Here is an 18,854-nt window from a genome sequence, read left to right as displayed (position 1 = left end):
CCGGGCGGGGCTCGCCGTGTGGGGCTCGCGTGCGCGATGCCGGGCGGCCACCGGGGGGCGGTGGACTACTTTCAGCCCGTCAGTTCGCAACAACCCTGTCCTTGTTCTGCCACAAGCCCGTGACACCTACCTGCCCTGACCTGCATCTCCTTTGCTTCTCATACGCATCTTCGGTAGACAGGAGTGCTAGTGACGATGTGACAGTCGGCCGAAACGCACCGGGCCGCTGGCACGTCAGCAACGGGGGCAGGGGGACTTTCGTGTCGGCTTGGGACATCAATCCGTCCGGGGTGAGTGGCGTGCTCACCAAGTGCGGGACGGCCGCCGAGGGGTTGTCGAAGGCGGGTCAGGCGGTGCAGAAGTCACTGCCGGCCGCCGCGACGGCGGCGGGCACGATCAGCGGGATGTACTGCGGTGAGGCGCCGAGCGGCCCGGTCGCGGGGGCGCTGGCCGAGTTCGCCAACGCGTGGGGCAAGGACGTCGCCTACGTGGCACAGCGCACCGCCAACTCCCTGACCGGGGCCAAGACGGCCACCGAGGAGTACATCAAGGGCGACCTGAAGATGGCTGCGGACGCGCACAACGAGGCGCTCAAGGAGCCCAAGATCGACATGCCGGGTCAGGGGAAGAAGTGAGCGACAAAGACCTCATCGTCCCGTCGGGCATACCGCAGTTCACCGGAGACCTGGAGACCCTGGACACCGAGTCCAAGTCCTTGGCCACCAACGCCAAACTCTTCCGTGACTCCGGTGCCGCCGTCCACACCCAGTTCCAGGGGCTCTCGGCCTGCTACAAGGCCCCCGAGGCGGACAAGCTGTTCGCCACCACCCAGCCCGTCGCGACCAAGTCCGACGGCTTCGCCGACGACCTCGAAAAGGTCGCCTCGGCGCTGACCGCCTACGCCGGCGAAGTACGTCCCCTGAAGGACAAGCTCAAGAGCCTCAAGGACGACGCCTTCGCGTTCGTCGAGAGCATCGAGGGCGACGACGACTGGCGCGAGGACCAGAAGAAGGTCGACCGCAACAACAACCTCTGGCACAGCGTCAACGCCACCGTCGCCGCCTTCCACGCCGCCGAACGCGCCTGCCACGACAAGATCGTCGCCCTGGTGAAGGGCACGCCCCTCATCCCCGACGACGGCTCCCACCAGCCGAACATGTACGGCTACAAGGCCAGCGACCTCGACCATGCCGAGGAAACACCCTGGGGCAAGATGGCCGAGCGCGAATACACCGGCATCGCGTGGCTGGGCCACCAGATCAAGAGCTTCGTCTGGGACGGCTTCATCGTCGACGGCGTCTGGGGCACGATCAAGGGCCTCGGCACCCTGGTCGGCACCGACGGCTGGGACGCCGCGGGCCAGGCCTGGACGGGCCTGGCCAAGCTGGCCACCGGTCTGGCCATCACGGCCACCCCGCTCGGCGCGGCGTACTGGATGGCCCCCGAGGACAAGCTGCCGAGCTGGCTGCGCGACTCCCGCACGGCGGTGAAGGAGACCGGCAAGGCGCTCATCGCCTACGACCAGTGGGGCAAGAACCCCGCCCGCGCGGCAGGCGGCGTCACCTTCAACGTCCTCACCACCGTCTTCACCGGCGGCGCCGGAGGCGTCGCGAAGGGCGGAGCCGCCGCGAAGGCGATCTCCGTGGCCGGCAAGGTGAGCCGCGTGGTCGACCCGATCACCTATATCGGCAAGGCCGGGAAGTTCACCTTCGTCAAGGTCGGCGACCTCATGGCGGGCCTGAAGTCCCTGAACCCGGCCGCCTCGTTGCGCATCGCGGGCGAGACGTTCAAGCTGGCCGACGAGCTCGCGGCGGCCAAACTGCCGGAACGCCCCGCCGGCGTGCCCGACGACGCGGCGCCCTTCGTCGACAGCAAGGGCCGCCCGGTCTATCTGAACCCGAAGACCGGCGAACTCTTCGACCAGCACGGCAAGGTCAAGCAGGCCGTCGAGGACGTCCCGAAGGAGCCCTCGGCAGCGGAACGCGCCGCGGAGGCCGAGCGGGCCCGTACCGCCGAGCCGGAGAAGGTCCTGGTCGGCGCGGGTGCCCGCGCAGGTTCCGAGGTCACGGCCTCGGCCGGGCGCACCGGCGACAACTCCGCGGGCGGCGCGGCACGCGACGTCCCCGGCGGCGGCACGGGCAACCGGGCCCCCGGTGGCTCGGCCCACGACGTGGGGCAGGGCCCCTCCGCGAGTCATGGGACTCCGGGCACGGGTGGTGGCGGTGGCCACGGGTCTGGTGGCCACGGGTCTGGTGGACATGGCTCCGGTGGGCATGGATCTGACGGGCACGGCTCCGGCGGCCACGGCTCCGGTGGGCATGGCGACACCCCGCCGCGCGACGGCGACCACGGCAACGGCGGCGGCCACGACACGCCCTCGGGCAACCCGCACGAAGCGGACGGCGCACACGGCTCCAAGCCCGAAGGCGCGGACAACTCCGGCCCCGGCGGTGCTCACGGCGCCGACGGCGGCACGCCGCCGCACACCCCCGCACCGGCTCGCCGCCCGGTCGGCGACTTCGTCCCCGGATCGGGAAAGGATCTCACCCCGGAGCAGCTCCAGGAGGGCCTGCAGCAGGCCCTCGACGGCGACTACGCGGGCCTGCGGATCAAGGTCGACGGCGTATTCCCCATGGACAACCAACTGGGCTGGAGCGCACAGATAGTCGACCAGGCCGGGAACCCGGTGGGCAGGATGGACCGCGACTTCATCCGCAAGGAAGACGGTACGCTGGCCGTCAAGCACAACATCATGAAAATCGACGACCCCGCCTATCGCGGAAAGGGCGTCGGTTCGGCCATCAGCAGGGACCTGGAGAACTGGTACCGGAAGTCCGGTGTATCGGAAATCCAGCTCACGGCGGCCAAGGAGAACGGCGCCTACACCTGGGCCCGACGGGACTACGACTGGGTGCAGGAGAAGTCCGCAAAGAAGATCTTCAACCGCATCAATGTAAAGATGAAGGATCCCGAGTGGGACCTCTCCCCGGAGGAGCTCGCGGCCGCACAGGACATTGTGAACCGCGCGCGCAACAACCCGTTCGGAAGCCCCGACTACCCCACCCCGCGAGAGATCGCGAACATCGGGCGTGGGAGCGGCCGGGAGAACCCCTTCGGGAAGCGTGTACTCGTGGGTCAGCGTTGGGAAGGTAGGAAGCTGCTATGACGGAGCGCGAGCCCGGCAAGCTGGAGCCGTCGGAGCCGGTGCACCCTCTGGTGGCCAAGCGGCACCGGCTGTCATCGGAATGGTTCTACGAATTCTGCGCCAAGTACGGCGTGGACTACCCGGACGAAGCCACTCCCGAGCAGGAAGCGGAATACGAAGCGGGCCTGGACGCGATCCATGCGCAGATCCGCGAGGAGTACGCCGCCGAGAAGGCGAAGCAGGGCGACTGATGGTGGTCGGGCGCGGCTCGGTCGAGCCGCGCCCGACGACTCAGGGGTTGATCACGGGTACTCGTGCGCCACGCGCAGATGCACCCCCATGGCCGTGGTCAGCGCGGCGGCTTCCTGCACATCCCCGGCGGCCAGCGCGCGGGCGCGCTCGCGCTTGATGTCCCGGCAGCCCTCACACGTCTTCGCGGACGCCGTCGCAACGGCCTCCTCATTCACAGCCGACTCCGCGCGGCCTGATCATTGGCGTGGGCCACGCGTGAGCGCAGCGCATCACCGGTGGTCGCCGGCCGCAGGTCGCACGGGAAGGCCTCCCACTCCCGACCACCGGCAGGGTCTCGCAGTAACACCCGCCCGCAGATGACGTCCATCACCTCACCGACCCGATCCCGCCGGGCGTCCAGCATCAGCGCCCCGACGTCGGGAAGCGGTGACTGCGCGTCCCCGCTCACCGAGCCGCCGCCGGCGGCCGGGTGACGATGTCGATGCCGTGCGCGGACATCCGCGCGACGACGGCCGGGGCGGGCGGTCGCGGCGGTTCGCTCGGCCGATCGGGACAGCGGACCGGCAGCGCAGGGTGGTTGGCCTTCACCCCACGTAGGGCTCTCGCCCATGCGAACCAGCGGAAGATAAACTTCTCCACGTTGACGCTCCTTAACCAGCGTTGGCCATGCCCCGGGACTGGTCGCACAGTCGCCGGGGTCCCTGTTTTGGGCACACGGGTGCCCTACGACTCCTCCGTCACGGCCGCCGAGCACGACCGGATGAGGGCACGCCACGCAGCATGCCGACCGGACCAATGCGTCGCAACGCAATCTCTGAATGTGCATACGCACGGGTGAACTCGCGGCTATGGACCGCATTTACATGCGGGACACTGTGCGCCAAGACTCCTCCGCCATACCCAGGAGACTGGAACATGCCTGCGATTCCCACCATTCGTCGCCGCATGCTCGGCACCGAACTCCGCGCACTTCGGGAAGGTTTGGGGCACACAGCAGATCAGATGGCCAGACATCTCGGCTGGCACCAGACCAAGGTGAGCCGCATCGAGAATGGCCGCTCCGGAGTTCGTGTCCACGAGCTGGAAGCCATGTTGGATCTCTACGGGGTGAAGGATCCCGAGGCGCGAGAAGGTCTTGTCGGCCTGGCGCGGGAGAGCAAGGGCCGGATGTGGTGGACGCCCTACTCGGACGTGATCACTCCGCGATACGCGTCGTACATCGCGCTGGAGACGGAAGCCGCATCCAAGCGGACCTTCGAGATGACGCTCGTCCCCGGCCTGCTCCAGACGCCGGAGTACACCCGTGCGGTCATCACCGCGCTTGCACCAGAAACCACACCGGAGGCACTCGATGCCCTGGTCAACGTCCGGCTCGCCCGGCAGAACGCCACCCTCCGCCGATCCTCCCCGCTCAGGTTGTGGGCTGTCGTGGATGAGGCTGCCCTGCGGCGATCAACCGGCGGGGCTCAGGTCATGGTCAAGCAGCTTCACTGCCTGCTGGACGCCTCCGAGGAACCCAACGTCACCCTTCAGGTGTTGCCCTTCGCGGCAGGCGGGCATGCCAGCATGCTGGGATCGTTCTCCATCCTTCAGTTCCCTATCCGCAGCGACCTCGACGTGGTGTGTACCGAGTCCTATGTCAGTAGCATCCAACTCGAGCGACGAACCGACCTCGCGACCTACAGCCAGTTGTTCGATGGGCTCCGTGCGACCGCGCTCGATGAGGCGCAGTCGCGCAAACTCATCTCGCGCACCCTGAAGGACTTCCAATGAGGCACATCACCTGGCAAGGCACGGGCCGGAACGGCCTCGTGTGGCGCAAGAGCAGCTACAGCGGTCACCAGACGGATTGCATACAGGTCGCGGACGGCCACCCCGACCAAGTGCCGGTCCGCGACAGCAAGAACCCCCACGGCCCCACCCTCCTCTTCCAGACCGCCGCCTGGTCGGCGTTCATCACCGGCCTGAAGCGCGGCTCCATCCCGGCGGAGTGACGTCCCCACGTCCGTAACACCGTTACGGGGGCAGACCCCCCGGCGCATACGGGGGATCAACCCATGGAGCGGAGCGCCCCCGCTCCATAGCGTCGGGGCATGAGAAAACGGAACGTACTCACCGCCCTCACCCTCACCTTCGCCACCGTCGCCACAGGGACCGGCTTCGCCGCGAGTCCCAAGAAGCCGGCTCCGGCGCAGCAGGACGGGTTGGAGCGGTTCAGAGAGCAGAAGGTCGTCTGGGGTGCCTGCCAGGACGAGAAACTGGCGGCGAGCGGGACCGAGTGCGCTCGGGTCACCGTCCCGCTGGACTACCGCAACCCGGACGGGCGGACGTTACAGATCGCGATCTCGCGCATCAAGGCCCGCGACAACGGCAAGGGCAAGGGCAAAGTCAAAACGCGGCGCGGAATACTCCAGACCAACCCCGGCGGCCCCGGCGGCCCCGGCCTGTCCATGCCCGCCGAATTGCGGGAGCGGCTGAGCCCCGAGGTGGCGGCGGCCTACGACATCATCGGCATGGACCATCGCGGGGTCGGGGAGAGCAATCCGTTGGACTGCGGGCTGTCCCGTACGGCCTGGATACGCTCGGCCGGAAACGACCGGGCCGGGTTCGACGAGAACGTACGGCTGGCGCGGCAGGACGCCCGTAAGTGCGCCGACAAGTACTCCGGCACGCTCGCGCATTATTCGACCCGCAATATCGCCCGCGATGTCGACATCGTCCGCGCGGTGCTGGGCGAGCGCAGGACCTCGTGGTTCGGGCAGTCGTACGGCACGATCCTCGGCGCAACCTACGCGCAGATGTTCCCGGAAAGGGTCGACCGTCTGGTGCTGGACAGCGCCCCCGACCCGGTCAAATACGGTGGCATGCGCCTGGCCCAGGACATGGGGCCCGTCAATGAGAAGGCTCTGGACGAATTCGCCGCATGGGCCGCGCCCCGCCACAGCCGGTATCGCCTCGGCGCCACGCCCGCCGCCGTCCGTAGCACCGTCGAGGGGCTCGTACAGCGGGCCATGGACGAACCGGTCAAGGTCGGCCCGTACCGGGTGGACGGGCACGAGCTGCCGCTCTTCCTCTTCGACTTGGGAGTGGACGCCCAGAAGAACACGGAGTACGCCGAGGTGGTGCGGAACCTCCTCGACGCTGCCGACGGCAAGGCGAACACCCCGCACCCGTACCTGCTCGAGCAGCTCAAGGTGATGTCCGATCCGGCGGGCTCCGGGATGAGCGCGGGCATCTCCGGTCAGCTCGCGGTGCTCTGCGCGGACACCACCATGCCCAGGGACCCCGAGTGGTACTGGCGAGCCGTCGAACGTTCCCGCGCCGAGCAGCCGGTCTTCGGCCCGGCCCTCAACGGCCCTCTGCCGTGCGCCTTCTGGAAGGACCGCCCCAGCGAGAAGCTGACGGAGATCAACAACAAGGTGCCCGCGCTGCAGCTCCAGGCGACCGTCGACACCCGCACCTCCTACGAGCAGGGGCTCGGCATGCACCGGGCCATGCGCGGCTCGGTCCTGGTGACCGTCCCGACCCGTACCCACGCGGTCATCGTCTCCCGCCCCGGCACCTGCGCGGACAAGGCCGTCGACGACTACCTGCTGCGGGGTGCCCTGCCCGCGCGGGACATCACCTGTAAGCCCGCCGCCTGATCCGAGACACCGGCCCTGGGTTCAAGGCCCGCCCCGCCCCATGTGCATCAATCAGGCCACGCAGCACGTAACCACTTTGCGCATACAACATGTTTTCGATAGACATGGATGCCATTCAGTGGGGGCTGTGCGGCAAGAGTGCACATGGGTGCGGGGATCGGGGATCTGGGGGATTCCATGACGGCTTGGGACATTGTTCCGTCCGAAGTGGGCGCGGTGCTCACGAGATGCGGGAAGGCCGCTGAAGGGCTGTCGAAGGCGGGTCAGGCCGTGCAGAAGTCGCTGCCGGCCGCTGCGCTCGCTGCCGGCACGATCAGCGGTATGTACTGCGGGAGCGCGCCTCCCAAGGGGCCGGTAGCGGCGGCCCTGGCGGAGTTCGGCTCGAAATGGGGCAAGGACCTGGCCTATATCGCGCAGCGCACCGTCAATTCCCTCAACGGAGCCGGGGCGGCCACTCAGGCCTACGTGGAGGGTGACTTGAAGATGGCGGCGGACGTACACAACGCGGCGCTCAAGGAGCCCGTCATCAGGATGCCCGGGCAGGGGAAGAAGTGAGCGACCTCATCATCCCGACGGGCATACCGCAGTTCGTCGGCGAATTAAGCACGCTGGAGAAAGAGGCCAAGTCCCTGGCCTCGAACGCCAAGCTGTTCCGGGACTCCGGCTCGTCCGTGCACTCCTCCTTCCAGGGCCTGTCGGCCTGCTACAAAGCCCCGGAGGCGGACAAACTTTTCGCCACCACCACCCCCGTCGCGACCAAGTCCGACGGCTTCGCGGACGACCTGGAGAAGGTCTCCTCCGCGCTGGACACCTACGCGAGCGAAGTGCGCCCGTTGGCTGCCAAGCTCGCGACCCTCAAGGAACAGGCCATCGCCTTCGTCGCAAGCGTCGAGGGCGACGACGACTGGCGCAAGGACAAGAAGAAGACCGACCGCAACGACGAGCTCTGGCGCAGCGTCAACGCCACCGTCGCCGCCTTCCACGCCGCCGAGCGCGCCTGTCACGACAAAATCGTCGCGCTGGTGGGCGGCAAGTCGTTGATTGCCGATGACGGCTCCCACAAGTCCAACATGTACGGCTACAAGGCCAGCGACCTCGACCGCGCCGAGGAGACCCCTTGGGGGAGCATGGCCGAGCGGGAGTACACCGGTCTCGCTTGGCTGCGCCACCAGGCCAAGAGCTTCCTGTGGGACGGCATCGTCATGGACGGGATCGTCGGCACCGCCAAGGGCGTGGCGACCCTGTTCGGCTCCGAGGGCTGGGACAAGGCCGGTGAGGCGTGGACGGGACTGGCCAAGCTGGCGACGGGCGCGATCATCAGTATCTCGCCTCTGTCGGGCGCCTACTGGATGGCGTCCGACGACCAGCTACCGGGCTGGTTCCGTGACTCCCGCACCACCTTGAAGCAGACCGGCAAGGCGTTCGTCGCCTACGACCAGTGGGGCAAGAACCCCGCCCGCGCGGCCGGTGGGGTCACCTTCAACGTCCTCACCACCATCACGGGCGGCGCCGGAGCAGCCGCGAAGGGCGGGGCCGTGGCGAAGACGTTCGCCGCGGCGGGCAAGGTGGGCCGGCTCATCGACCCGATCACCTATGTCGGCAAGGCCGGGAAGTACACCTTCGTCAAGGTCGGCGATCTGATGTCGAGCCTGAAGACGTTGAACCCCGGTACGTCTTTGCGTATCGCTGGCGAAACGTTCCGTCTTGCGGACGAGGCCACGGCGGCCAAGCTGGCGGAGCGCCCCGCCGGCCTGCCCAAGGACGTGGCGGAGTTCGTCGACAACAAGGGCCGACCGGTCTACATGAACCCGAAGACCGGCCAGCTCTTCGACGAACACGGCAAGGTCAAGCAGCCCGCGGAATCCGTCCCGAAGGAGGGCTCGGCGGCGGAGCGCGCCGCCGAGCACGCACGCGCGTCCCAGCCGGAGAGGGTTCCGGTGGGCGCGGGCGCCCGTGCGGTTTCCGACGTCACGGCCTCGGTGGGCCATGTCGGCGACAACACCCCCGGCCGCGCGGCCGATCATCCGCCGGGCGGCTCTGCGAGCCACCAGCCCGGAGGATCAGCCGACGACCTCAGGCGAGGCCCGTCCGGTAGCCACGAACCACCCACAAGCCCGCGCGATACGTCCTCGTCCCATGGGGGCAGCCGCGGTGCAGACGATGCCGCACGCACAGGCGGTCGCGCCACGGAGACGTCAGCTCACACTGGTGGTTCCCGTGATTCAGCGCTGGGCGGCAACCACGCCGCTTCACCGCATCCAGCCCATGACGGTCGGGGCAGCGACGCGGAGCACAGCGTGCCGCACGAACGGCTCGGCGAGCATGACGGGGCAATCCCTCACAACCATGCCAACGACGGTACTGATGTACCCAGTGCTGCCCACGACGGGCCAGGTCTTGAGAACAGGGGAAACCCCATCCCCACCCCTCAGACCCACCCACTCGGCGAGGGCCGTAACGGCTTCTCCGTGATGGCCGAGGGCGATGCGTTTTACCAGGCCGCGCTCAAGGCCAAGCCATTCCCCGGGCATTACGACATCGTGGCTCACGGGACCCCCCACAACACGCTGATGGACACTGCGGGGGGACGGGAGCTCACTCCACGCCAAATGGCAGACGTCATCCGTCGACGCCCGGACTACTCCCCCGGCACGCCAATCAGGCTGCTCTCCTGCAACACAGGCCACGTCGACGGGACATTTGCACAGCAACTGGCGCGCGACCTGGATACCACAGTCATCGCGCCGGATGGCTTCCTGTACGTGGATGCGTGGGGTCGGTTCGGCGTCGACAGAAGGTACCTGCTCTTCGCGCACAACGTTCCGGGACTACCGGATTCGTTCTACCGGTACCATCCGGGTGGTTACGTTGAGAAGATTCCGCGCTCCGACTGGACCGTGGAATAGCAAAAGGAGGGGCCTCCGTGCGACTGCTGCCTGCATTCAGTGAGATCAAAACAGCGGACCTGGGGAAATTCGACCAGGTATCCCTGAGCGATGGCGTTGATCATCTCGAACCTTCTCTGCGTGAACCCATTTTCCGTTATCTGATGGACTCGACCTCGCTAATCTCGGCAGGCAACACCAGCGATCCCCTGGCCCCAGGAAAGGGCCCCGTAGTGCCATTCGGATTTTCAACGGATGGGACTTGGGCCTGGCCGGCGTACTGGAGTTACTTCGTACGTGAATACGGTATGGCGCTCCCAGAGGAGTTTGTCGCACACGTACGATCCCTCGACTTCACCCCGCCAAATTTGAGCTCCGAGCAGATCGAGCAAGCATCGGCTGAGATCCAGGAAGCCCTGTATGAGTAAAAGGCGGGAGGCCCCCGCACCCGATCCCAGCCTGGCCGACCCCGTTGAAGTGCAGGACCACAAAATGACAGCGGGCAGAAGCCTGGAGCCATCGGACCCGGTTCACCCTTTGGTAGCCAAGGCGGACCGACTGTCGTCGGAATGGTTTTACGAATTTTGCGCCAAGTACGGCGTCGACTATCCAGACGAGGCCACCCCCGAGCAACAAGAAGAATACGAAGCCGAACTGGACATCATCCACTCCCGAATTCGCGAAGAGTACGCCGCCGAAAAGGCCAGGCAGGGCGTCTGGTCCTACTGAAGGCCCTCTCCCCGCAGCCACCCGACCACCACTCTCCGGCAAACTTCCTCTCCACCGGACACCAGGACATCGCATGAAAGACGTCATAGCCCTCACCCCCAACATGCCCGACTCCTGGGCCGTGTTGGCCGGGCTCTACGCGGGTGGGCCCGATCTCGAGGTCAGTTCCGGGCACGACGGTGCCGTCATCCAGCTGCATGCCGCGGACGGCCGGCCGCTCGTCTCGCTGGAGGCGCCGCTCCTCGTGCACGTGGCCGGCGAGGCCGAGCGGCTGCTCGGGGGTGATGTCGAAGCACCCCCCGTGCCGTACTGGTGGTCCGAGGTGCGGGCCTCTACCGCCGTGCCGGAGGCAGGGCCGCTGGCCGGGTCCGTCGCGGGGCGGCTCACCGCGCTGCTCGGTGGGAGCGTGTGGCCCGCCGGGGCCGCCACCACCGAGGTCGTCCGGACCGCCGCCGCCGAAACCGCCACCGCCACCGCCACCGGTGACGACGACGCCCTCACCGTGGACGTCCTCACCGACTCCACCGCCGTGGTCCTGGCCGACCGGCCCGTCCTCGCGCTGACGGCCTGGCTGTCCGCGATCCTGCGGAAGGTCACCGACGCCGGGCTCGCGCTGCACATCGTCACCCCGGCCCACGTGCGCCTCAGCCTGCCTCTGCGCACCGCTCTGGCCGGGGCTCCCAACCGCTGGGTCGTACAGGACCCCGAGTGCGGTTACTACGACGGGCTCTCCGGTGCCGTCCTGCACTGGCACGGCGGCACCTTCACCCCCGTCGTCGACGAAGCCGGGGAACGATCCGCGGCCAAGGCCTTCACCGAACACGCCCCCGCCACCGAGCGACAGCTCGGCGTCGCGTTCCGCGTCACGCACCGGCCCGACGACAGCCTCGTGCTCGGCCGTTCCCTGGAAGCCGCCTGGACCGCGCTCACCGGTGCCGCGCCCGCCGGGTGGGGGACCGCCGAACCCGTCAACCTCCGGTGGTCCACCGGGCAGTTGACGGATCTCGCCCGGGACCGCGCCCCCGAGCCCACGCAGCTGCTGGCCGTCGGGCACCCCGACCGCCCCGCCATCGCCACCCACCGCGTCACCCGCACCCCCGACGGCGTCGCGGAGGACATCACCCTCACCATCGGCTACGGCGAGAACGAGGCCCCGCCCCTCGACGCGATCGAGCCCCTCGCCCGGACCCTCGTCGCCGAGCACGGCCTCACCTCCATGCTCGTCACGCTGCGCCGGGCCCGCCGGGACCTCGCCGTCCCGCCGCGCTTCGAGGCGCCGCCCATCCCTGTCTCGTTCACCCTCGGGGCCGGCGACGTCCACACCATCGGCCTCGACCACGCCCGTCGCCCACCCGTCGAGCTCCGGCCCGTGCCCCTCGGCCCGACGGCCCGGCCCGCCCTGTACTACCCCCTCGGCGACGGCACGGACGCCCAGGCATGGACCGTCCTCCAGCAGCTCTCCGCCCACCTCCAAGTCGCTCCCGCGAACTGAGCAAGGGGCACCGCCCGTTGCTCATGCACCAGGCGGGTAGCCACACCCCCTCTGACATACTCATGCACACTGAAACTTCTTCGTATCAGCGGTTCAGCGGTGAGGACTTGGTGGGCACATGAAGTCGGACGAGACGTACGAGAAGCTGATCGCCCTGCTCGACGAGCACGGCGCCACGTACCGAACCATCGATCACGAGGCCGAGGGCGGCACCGAGGCCGTGAGCCGGCTGCGTGGGCACGAGCTCGCGCAGGCGGCCAAGTGCATCGTCATCATGGTGAAGTTGGGCAAGAAGACGAAGCGCTACGTGCTCGCCGTGGTCTCCGGCGAGCAGCGCGTCGACCTCGGCGCGGTCAAGGGGCTGCTCGGCGGTACCTATGCGGGGTTCGCCTCGCAGGACGTCGCCGAAGAGCTCTCGGGCTGCGCGAGCGGGACGATCCTGCCGTTCTCCTTCGACCCCGAGCTGGAGCTCATCGTCGATCCGGCACTGCTCGAGCACCCCGAGTTCTTCTTCAACGCCGCCCGCCTCGACCGCTCCCTCGCCCTCTCCACCAGCGACTATCTCAAGATCGCGGAGCCGCGCGTCGAGGCCATCGCGGCCAACGGCTGACCCGCCGCTTACGGTCTACGTCGTGCTCGGCGTGAGCGCCAGCGCCACGCCGAGGCCGACGAGCACCGAGCCGATCACCCTGTTCAGCACCACCTGCTTGGCCAGCATCTTCGCGCGCAGCCGGTCGTTCGAGAAGAAGAGCGCCGCCATGCCGAACCAAACCAGGTGGGCAAAGGACATGAACATCCCGTAGCCGATCTGGCGCCATAGGGGCGTGTCCTGGTGAATGACCTGGGTGAAGGTGCTGAGCACGAAAAGGGTGGTCTTCGGGTTGAGCGCATTCGTCAGAAAGCCGGTCCGGAGCGCCTGGGCGCTGGTGATCACCGGGCCATTGGAAAGGTCGACGTCCAGCTGGGTGCGATTGGTGAACGTCTTGATGCCGATGTAAACGAGATATCCGGCACCGATCAGCTTGATGACCGTGAATGCCGAGGGAGTGTGGGCGATCAGCAGCCCCACGCCCAGAATGGTGTAGGTCACGTGCACCAGCACGCCGAGCGAGATTCCCACGGCGGAGAGCAGCCCCGCGGTGCGCCCGTACAGATAGCTGTTGCGGATGGTCATCGCGAAGTCCGCGCCGGGACTGATGACGGCCAGGACGGTGATGAGGGCGACGGCGAGAAGTTCGGCCATGGTTCCTGATTCCGGCGGGTCGGAGCGGACGGTTCGGGGAGCGGGCAACTCAGGGGCGGGCGGCAATGGGCCGGGGTCGCCTCACAGGACGGCAACGGGTGGGACCGCCTCGCAAGGCGGCCCCACCCCTTGGCTCAGGGCTTGTGACGGTAGGTGATCACCAGGACGTCACGGACCGCGGGTCGGTCGCTGTCCAACTGCTCGATGGGGCTGACACCGTGGAAGACACGCTCGTCGTTGACGATCGCCATGTCGAGCGGATCGGTCAGCGTGAACTTCTCGAGCGGGTTCCTTTCGAGGTTGTAGATGGTGCTTTCACCGTTGACGGTGTTGGAGCGCTTTGCCATCAGCATCATCACGAAGGTCACACCGTCCCGGTGGATGCCCTCTGGGGTGGGCTTGGCGATCTCCCGGCCGGCCTCGCCCCCCGTGACCTCGATGCGGAACTGGTGGGCTTCGATGTGCCAGGCCGAGTACGGCGCCAGCCGTCCGAAGAGGTCGCAGCCCAGGGTGAGCAGGCTGCTCATGGTGGGGCCGTGCAGCGCCGCGTCCTCGAACGGCTCGTAGTGGCGCGCGATGCCACCGTTCAGCGTGTTGTAGTCGACGGTCTGGTAGTGCGGCTGGTGCGGCTCGACCTGGAAGCGGTTGTCCGCGCGGGGAGCGCTCAACGTCGCGTGGCGGCGCCTGCGGTAGCGACCACCGTCGGCCATATAGCCGTCCAGCGGCATGTTGTCCCAGCTGCTCTGGAAAGAGTCCCAGTCCTGCAGGGCATTCGCGTCGCGGCGGCGCAGCAGCTCGCCGACACTTTCACCGGCTAAGCGGAAGTAGCTCTTACTCGAAACGCTTTCACATATTTCTTCGACGCCGTCGATGTAGGACGACTTGGAAGCCGTTGCTTCGACGGACTGCGCTGTGCTGACCATTCCTGTGGAACCCATCCCGTTGGCCATGACAAGTACTCGACAAAGCATGTGCGTTGCACTCGAAGTCGTCAAGATCAACCAGGAATTCAAAACAAGACAGATGCCGGGAGGTGTGGCCGAAATCTTTCGTCAGGCAATTATGCGTCAATATTCCGTCTCGAAATGCGGGACACCTCTTGCATTCGCCACGAAGGAGAATTATCCCGGTGAGTCCGGAACGCACCGTCCCGCGCAACGACAAAGCGGGGGCTCCCCCCGGACATCACCTCCGGAAAGAGCCCCCGCCACAGCCGAACGCCGAGCGTGAGCGACTACGCCACGCCCACCACCTGCTTCTCCTCCGCGAAGTGGCACGCGGACTCATGCGCCGCCGGGGTCTTCTTGCCCGCGAAGACCTCGGGGATCGCCAGCAGCGGGGTCTCCTCCGCGCAGCGGTCCTCGGCCTTCCAGCAGCGGGTGCGGAAGCGGCAGCCCGACGGCGGGTTCGCCGGGGAGGGCACGTCGCCGGTCAGGATGATCCGCTCCCGGCGCTCGCGGGCGTCGGGGTCGGGGACCGGGACGGCCGACAGCAGCGCCTGGGTGTAGGGGTGCGTCGGGTGCTCGTAGATCTCCGTGTCCGTGCCGATCTCGGCCATCTTGCCGAGGTACATCACGCCGACCCGGTCGGAGATGTGCCGCACGATGGACAGGTCGTGCGCGATGAAGAGGTAGGAGAGGTTGAACTCGTCCTGCAGCTTCCCCATCAGGTTGATGACCTGTGCCTGGACGGAGACGTCCAGCGCCGAGACGGGCTCGTCGCAGATGATGATCTCGGGGTTGAGCGCCAGGCCGCGCGCGATGCCGATGCGCTGCCGCTGACCGCCGGAGAACTGGTGCGGATACCGGTTGATGTACTCCGGGTTCAGGCCCACGACGTCCAGGAGTTCCTGGACCTTGCGACGCCGGTCGCCCTTCGGGGCCACCTCGGGGTGGATCTCGTAGGGCTCGCCGATGATGTCGCCCACCGTCATACGGGGGTTGAGCGAGGTGTACGGGTCCTGGAAGACCATCTGGATGTTGCGGCGCACGGCCTTCAGGGCGCGCCCGGACAGCTTGGTGATGTCCTGGCCCTTGTAGAAGACCTCGCCCGACGTGGCGGTCTCCAGCGTCATCAGCAGCTTGGCGACCGTGGACTTGCCACAGCCGGACTCGCCGACGATGCCGAGGGTCTCGCCCTGGTAGAGGTCGAAGGAGATCCCGTCGACCGCCTTGACCGCGCCGACCTGCCGGCGGAAGAGGATGCCCTGCGTCAGCGGGAAGTGCTTGACGAGGTTGCGGACCTGGAGGATCGGCTCGCCGCGCTCGACCGGGGCGTCGAGGACGGCCTCGACCTCGGCGGTGGTGCTGGCGTCGGTGTGCACCACCTCGGTGACGTTCGGCGTCGCGTCGGCCACGGCCTCGCCCTTCTTGCCGGACTCGCTGCTGGGCTCAGCCATGGATCGTCTCCTTCCAGAAGTGGCACGCGCTGCCGCGGCCCGGCATCGCCGCGCCGTCCGGCTCCGTGACCTGGTGCAGCTGCGGGACGTCGGTGTGGCAGACGTCCTGCGCCTTGACGCAGCGCGGGTTGAAGGCACAACCGGCGGGGATCCGCGTCAGGTTGGGCGGCAGGCCCTTGATCGCGAAGAGCTCCTGGCCCTTCTGGTCCAGGCGCGGGATCGAGTCGAGCAGACCACGGGTGTACGGGTGCGCGGGGCGCTTGTACAGCTCGTGCACCGGCGCGGTCTCGACGATCCGGCCCGCGTACATCACCGCGATCTTGTCGGCGACGTCCGCGACGACACCGAGGTCGTGGGTGATGAGGATCAGGCCCATGTTGAACTCGCGCTGGAGCTCGGCGAGCAGGTCCATGACCTGGGCCTGCACCGTCACGTCCAGGGCCGTCGTCGGCTCGTCCGCGATGATCAGGTCCGGCTCCAGGGCCAGCGCCATCGCGATCATGATGCGCTGACGCATACCGCCCGAGAACTGGTGCGGGTAGTCGCCCACCCGCTCCTTGGCGGCCGGGATGCGCACGCGGTCCATCAGCTCGATCGCCTTGACCTTGGCGTCCTTCTTGGACAGGCCCTGGTGCACCCGGTACATCTCGCCGAGCTGGTAGCCGACGCTGAGGACGGGGTTGAGCGAGGACAGCGCGTCCTGGAAGATCATGGCGATCTTCCGGCCGCGGATCTGCCGCCGCTCCTCGCCGGACATGGTGAGCATGTCCTGGCCGCGGTAGAGGATCTGGCCCTGCGGGATCTTGCCGGGCGGCATGTCGAGGATGCCCATGATCGCCTGCGCGGTCACGGACTTGCCCGAGCCGGACTCGCCGAGCACGGCCAGGGTCTCACCGGAGTCGACGGTGTAGTTCACACCGTTGACCGCCTTGGCGACACCCTCGCGGGTGTGGAACTCCACGTGCAGGTCGCGGACTTCGAGCAGCGGAGTGCTCGCGTCGTCGGCCGAACGGGGTTCGGGGACGTTCGCGGTCTTCTCAAGAGTGGTCACGGTTACGCCTCCCTCAGCGCAGCTTGGGGTCGAGGGCGTCGCGCACCGCGTCGCCGAGCATGATGAACGCGAGCACCGTGAGGCAGAGCATGCCGGCGGGGAAGAACATGACGTGCGGGGCGTCCCGCAGTGCGTCCTTGGCGTCCGAGATGTCGATGCCCCACGAGATCGTCGGGTCGGCGAGGCCGAGACCGAGGTACGAGAGCGTGGCCTCGGCGGCGATGTAGCCACCCAGGGCGATCGTGGCGACGACGATGACGGGGGCGATCGCGTTCGGCAGGATGTGCCGGAACAGGATCCGCCCGGTGCCCGCGCCGAGCGCGCGCGCGGCCGTCACATAGTCGGACTGCTTGGTGGTGATCACCGAACCGCGCATGACGCGGGCGATCTGTGTCCAGCCGAGGAAGGCCATGGACCCGGCCACCACCCACAGCTCCCGGTCGGTGAACGAGGTCAGGATGACCATGGCGCCGAGGAAGAAGGGGATGCCGAAGAAGATGTCGGTGAAGCGGGAGAGCACCGAGTCGATCCAGCCGCCGTAGTAGCCGGCGAGCATGCCGATCAGTCCGCCGAGGAGCGTGACCGCGAGGGTGACGAGCACGCCGACGCTGATCGAGGCGCGGGCGCCGTAGATGACACGCGCGTAGATGCTGCGGCCCTGCTTGTCGTAGCCGAACCACTCGGGCGAGAAGACGTGGCCCCACTCCGGCTTGGACATGAAGTGGTTCGTCAGATCGCCGCTGCGCGGGTCCACGCTGGTGAAGAGCGTCGGGGCGATCGCCATCACCAGCAGCAGCACGATCAGCAGCGCGGAGATGACGAAGAGGGGGTTGCGGCGCAGCTGCTGCCAGGCGTCGCTCCACAGGCTGCGCGGCTTGCCGGTGGCGGGCACCGCGGGCACGTTCGCCGCGACCGTCTCGTCCGAGGTGAGGACGGTGTCGGAGGCGGCCGGGGTCTTGGTCACGTCAGGCATACCGGATCCTCGGGTCCAGGACCGCGTAGAGCAGGTCGACGATCAGGCTGGTGAACAGGAAGACGATGACCAGGACGGTGACGATCCCGACGGTGGTCGTGCCCTCGCCCTGGCTGACCGCCCGGTACAGCTGCATGCCGATGCCCTGCACATTGAAGATGCCCTCGGTGACGATCGCGCCGCCCATGAGGGCGCCGATGTCCGTACCGAGGAAGGTGACGACGGGGATCAGCGAGTTGCGCAGCAGGTGCACACCCACGATGCGGCGCCGGGGCAGGCCCTTGGCGAGCGCGGTGCGCATGTAGTCGGAGCGGACGTTCTCACTGATGGTGGTGCGGGTCAGCCGCGCCACGTAGGCCAGCGACAGGGAGCCCAGCACAGCGCCCGGGAGGATGAGTTGGGTGAAGTCCTCGGAGTCCTGGACGCTCGGCGTCACCCACCCGAGTTCGGTCGCGAAGACCGTCTGGAAGATGTAGCCGAGGACGAAGACGGGCACCGAGATCACCAGCAGGGTGAAGATCAGTACGGCGGTGTCGACGGCCTTGCCGGCCTTGAGCCCGGCGAAGACGCCGAGGGTGATGCCGAGGATCACCTCGATGACGAACGCGACGAGCGCCAGCCGGATGGTGACCGGGAAGGACTCCGCCATGAGGTCGGAGACCTGACGGCCGCCGAAGGTCTCGCCGAACTTCCCCTGGAAGAGGTCGGCCATGTAATTGGTGTATTGCTGCCACAAGGGCAGGTCGAGCCCGAACTTATGGCGCAGCACCGCGACCTGGGCGGGGTCCGCCGCCTTGTCGCCCCACAGCGCCTTGATCGGGTCGCCGGGCAGCACATGCACCATGAGAAAGATCAGCAGAGTGGTCCCGATGAACACCGGGATCATCTGGAGCAGTCGCCTCGCGACGTAGCGCCCCATGTCGCCTCCATGTCAGTCGCATCCGCGGCGTCGGACGCATGTGCCCCTGCGGGTGGAGGAGGATGGCGCTAACGCTCGCGGGTGCGCCGGTGCCGCCGACGTATGCGGCGGCACCGGCCTCAA

20 protein-coding genes are annotated in these 18,854 nt (G+C 67.7%); 12 read left to right on the top strand and 8 right to left on the bottom strand.

Features of this window, described 5'->3' with window-relative positions; genetic code table 11:
* The first annotated feature begins 260 nt into the window (after positions 1-260).
* Genes AB8O64_RS23455 through AB8O64_RS23445 form a run of 3 tightly spaced genes read left to right on the top strand, consistent with a single transcriptional unit; the run spans position 261 to position 3,396 of the window.
* Positions 261-635: a DUF6507 family protein gene (locus AB8O64_RS23455; protein WP_356450104.1), complete on the top strand. Its 375-nt coding sequence runs from the start codon at positions 261-263 to the stop codon at positions 633-635.
* On the top strand, positions 632-3,166 hold the full coding sequence (locus tag AB8O64_RS23450) for a hypothetical protein (RefSeq protein ID WP_370421184.1): 2,535 nt from the start codon (positions 632-634) through the stop codon (positions 3,164-3,166). Before AB8O64_RS23455 ends, AB8O64_RS23450 begins: the two co-directional genes overlap by 4 nt.
* Entirely contained in the window at positions 3,163-3,396 is a 234-nt protein-coding gene (locus AB8O64_RS23445; RefSeq protein ID WP_370421182.1) for a hypothetical protein, read from the top strand. The genes AB8O64_RS23450 and AB8O64_RS23445 overlap by 4 nt, the downstream gene beginning before the upstream one ends.
* Positions 3,397-3,447: 51 nt before the next feature.
* Here the strand turns inward: AB8O64_RS23445 and AB8O64_RS23440 are convergent, their stop codons facing one another.
* Both AB8O64_RS23440 and AB8O64_RS23435 read right to left on the bottom strand, forming a co-directional pair.
* Entirely contained in the window at positions 3,448-3,612 is a 165-nt protein-coding gene (locus AB8O64_RS23440) for a hypothetical protein (protein ID WP_370421180.1), read from the bottom strand.
* A 229-nt stretch (positions 3,613-3,841) separates the two neighbouring features.
* Positions 3,842-4,036 (bottom strand): hypothetical protein, encoded by a 195-nt coding sequence (locus AB8O64_RS23435; RefSeq protein WP_370421178.1) that lies wholly within the window; start codon positions 4,034-4,036, stop codon positions 3,842-3,844.
* 276 nt (positions 4,037-4,312) lie between these two features.
* Here AB8O64_RS23435 and AB8O64_RS23430 point away from each other — a divergent pair, with 276 nt between their 5' ends.
* From AB8O64_RS23430 to AB8O64_RS23390, 9 genes are all read left to right on the top strand, one after another.
* On the top strand, positions 4,313-5,170 hold the full coding sequence (locus tag AB8O64_RS23430; protein WP_370421176.1) for a helix-turn-helix domain-containing protein: 858 nt from the start codon (positions 4,313-4,315) through the stop codon (positions 5,168-5,170).
* Entirely contained in the window at positions 5,167-5,391 is a 225-nt protein-coding gene (locus AB8O64_RS23425; protein WP_370421175.1) for a DUF397 domain-containing protein, read from the top strand. Before AB8O64_RS23430 ends, AB8O64_RS23425 begins: the two co-directional genes overlap by 4 nt.
* 99 nt (positions 5,392-5,490) lie before the next feature.
* The gene (locus AB8O64_RS23420) at positions 5,491-7,041 is read left to right on the top strand and encodes an alpha/beta hydrolase (RefSeq protein ID WP_370421173.1); all 1,551 of its coding nucleotides are present in this window, start codon (positions 5,491-5,493) and stop codon (positions 7,039-7,041) included.
* A gap of 144 nt (positions 7,042-7,185) precedes the next feature.
* Complete coding sequence (locus tag AB8O64_RS23415; RefSeq protein ID WP_370421171.1) at positions 7,186-7,596, top strand: DUF6507 family protein; 411 nt, start codon at positions 7,186-7,188, stop codon at positions 7,594-7,596.
* On the top strand, positions 7,593-9,947 hold the full coding sequence (locus AB8O64_RS23410; RefSeq protein ID WP_370421169.1) for a hypothetical protein: 2,355 nt from the start codon (positions 7,593-7,595) through the stop codon (positions 9,945-9,947). Before AB8O64_RS23415 ends, AB8O64_RS23410 begins: the two co-directional genes overlap by 4 nt.
* Before the next feature lie 17 nt (positions 9,948-9,964).
* Positions 9,965-10,354, top strand: a complete 390-nt coding sequence (locus tag AB8O64_RS23405) for a hypothetical protein (protein ID WP_370421167.1) — start codon at positions 9,965-9,967, stop codon at positions 10,352-10,354.
* A complete protein-coding gene (locus AB8O64_RS23400; protein ID WP_370421165.1) occupies positions 10,347-10,655 on the top strand; it encodes a hypothetical protein in 309 nt (102 codons plus the stop codon). The genes AB8O64_RS23405 and AB8O64_RS23400 overlap by 8 nt, the downstream gene beginning before the upstream one ends.
* Positions 10,656-10,728: 73 nt before the next feature.
* The gene (locus AB8O64_RS23395) at positions 10,729-12,147 is read left to right on the top strand and encodes a DUF6177 family protein (protein ID WP_370421163.1); all 1,419 of its coding nucleotides are present in this window, start codon (positions 10,729-10,731) and stop codon (positions 12,145-12,147) included.
* A gap of 118 nt (positions 12,148-12,265) precedes the next feature.
* A complete protein-coding gene (locus AB8O64_RS23390) occupies positions 12,266-12,757 on the top strand; it encodes a YbaK/EbsC family protein (protein WP_370421162.1) in 492 nt (163 codons plus the stop codon).
* Between the two features lie 15 nt (positions 12,758-12,772).
* Here AB8O64_RS23390 and AB8O64_RS23385 read toward each other — a convergent pair whose 3' ends face one another.
* The 6 genes from AB8O64_RS23385 to AB8O64_RS23360 all read right to left on the bottom strand — a co-directional run bounded on the left by AB8O64_RS23385 (position 12,773) and on the right by AB8O64_RS23360 (position 18,731).
* A complete protein-coding gene (locus AB8O64_RS23385) occupies positions 12,773-13,390 on the bottom strand; it encodes a LysE family translocator (RefSeq protein ID WP_370421160.1) in 618 nt (205 codons plus the stop codon).
* A 134-nt stretch (positions 13,391-13,524) separates the two neighbouring features.
* On the bottom strand, positions 13,525-14,340 hold the full coding sequence (locus AB8O64_RS23380; protein ID WP_370421158.1) for a 2OG-Fe dioxygenase family protein: 816 nt from the start codon (positions 14,338-14,340) through the stop codon (positions 13,525-13,527).
* 284 nt (positions 14,341-14,624) lie between these two features.
* Positions 14,625-15,788, bottom strand: coding sequence for an ABC transporter ATP-binding protein (locus tag AB8O64_RS23375; protein ID WP_370421156.1), 1,164 nt, complete (start codon positions 15,786-15,788; stop codon positions 14,625-14,627).
* A complete protein-coding gene (locus AB8O64_RS23370; protein ID WP_370421154.1) occupies positions 15,781-16,839 on the bottom strand; it encodes an ABC transporter ATP-binding protein in 1,059 nt (352 codons plus the stop codon). Before AB8O64_RS23370 ends, AB8O64_RS23375 begins: the two co-directional genes overlap by 8 nt.
* A gap of 13 nt (positions 16,840-16,852) precedes the next feature.
* Positions 16,853-17,812 (bottom strand): ABC transporter permease, encoded by a 960-nt coding sequence (locus tag AB8O64_RS23365; protein ID WP_356450128.1) that lies wholly within the window; start codon positions 17,810-17,812, stop codon positions 16,853-16,855.
* Positions 17,805-18,731 (bottom strand): ABC transporter permease, encoded by a 927-nt coding sequence (locus AB8O64_RS23360; RefSeq protein ID WP_370421152.1) that lies wholly within the window; start codon positions 18,729-18,731, stop codon positions 17,805-17,807. The genes AB8O64_RS23365 and AB8O64_RS23360 overlap by 8 nt, the downstream gene beginning before the upstream one ends.
* Positions 18,732-18,854 lie beyond the last annotated feature (123 nt).

The sequence above is a fragment of the Streptomyces sp. QH1-20 genome (genome assembly GCF_041283565.1).
Classification (GTDB): domain Bacteria; phylum Actinomycetota; class Actinomycetes; order Streptomycetales; family Streptomycetaceae; genus Streptomyces; species Streptomyces syringius.
Note: the sequence above shows the minus strand (reverse complement) of the source record. Positions and strands in the feature narration are given on the sequence as shown.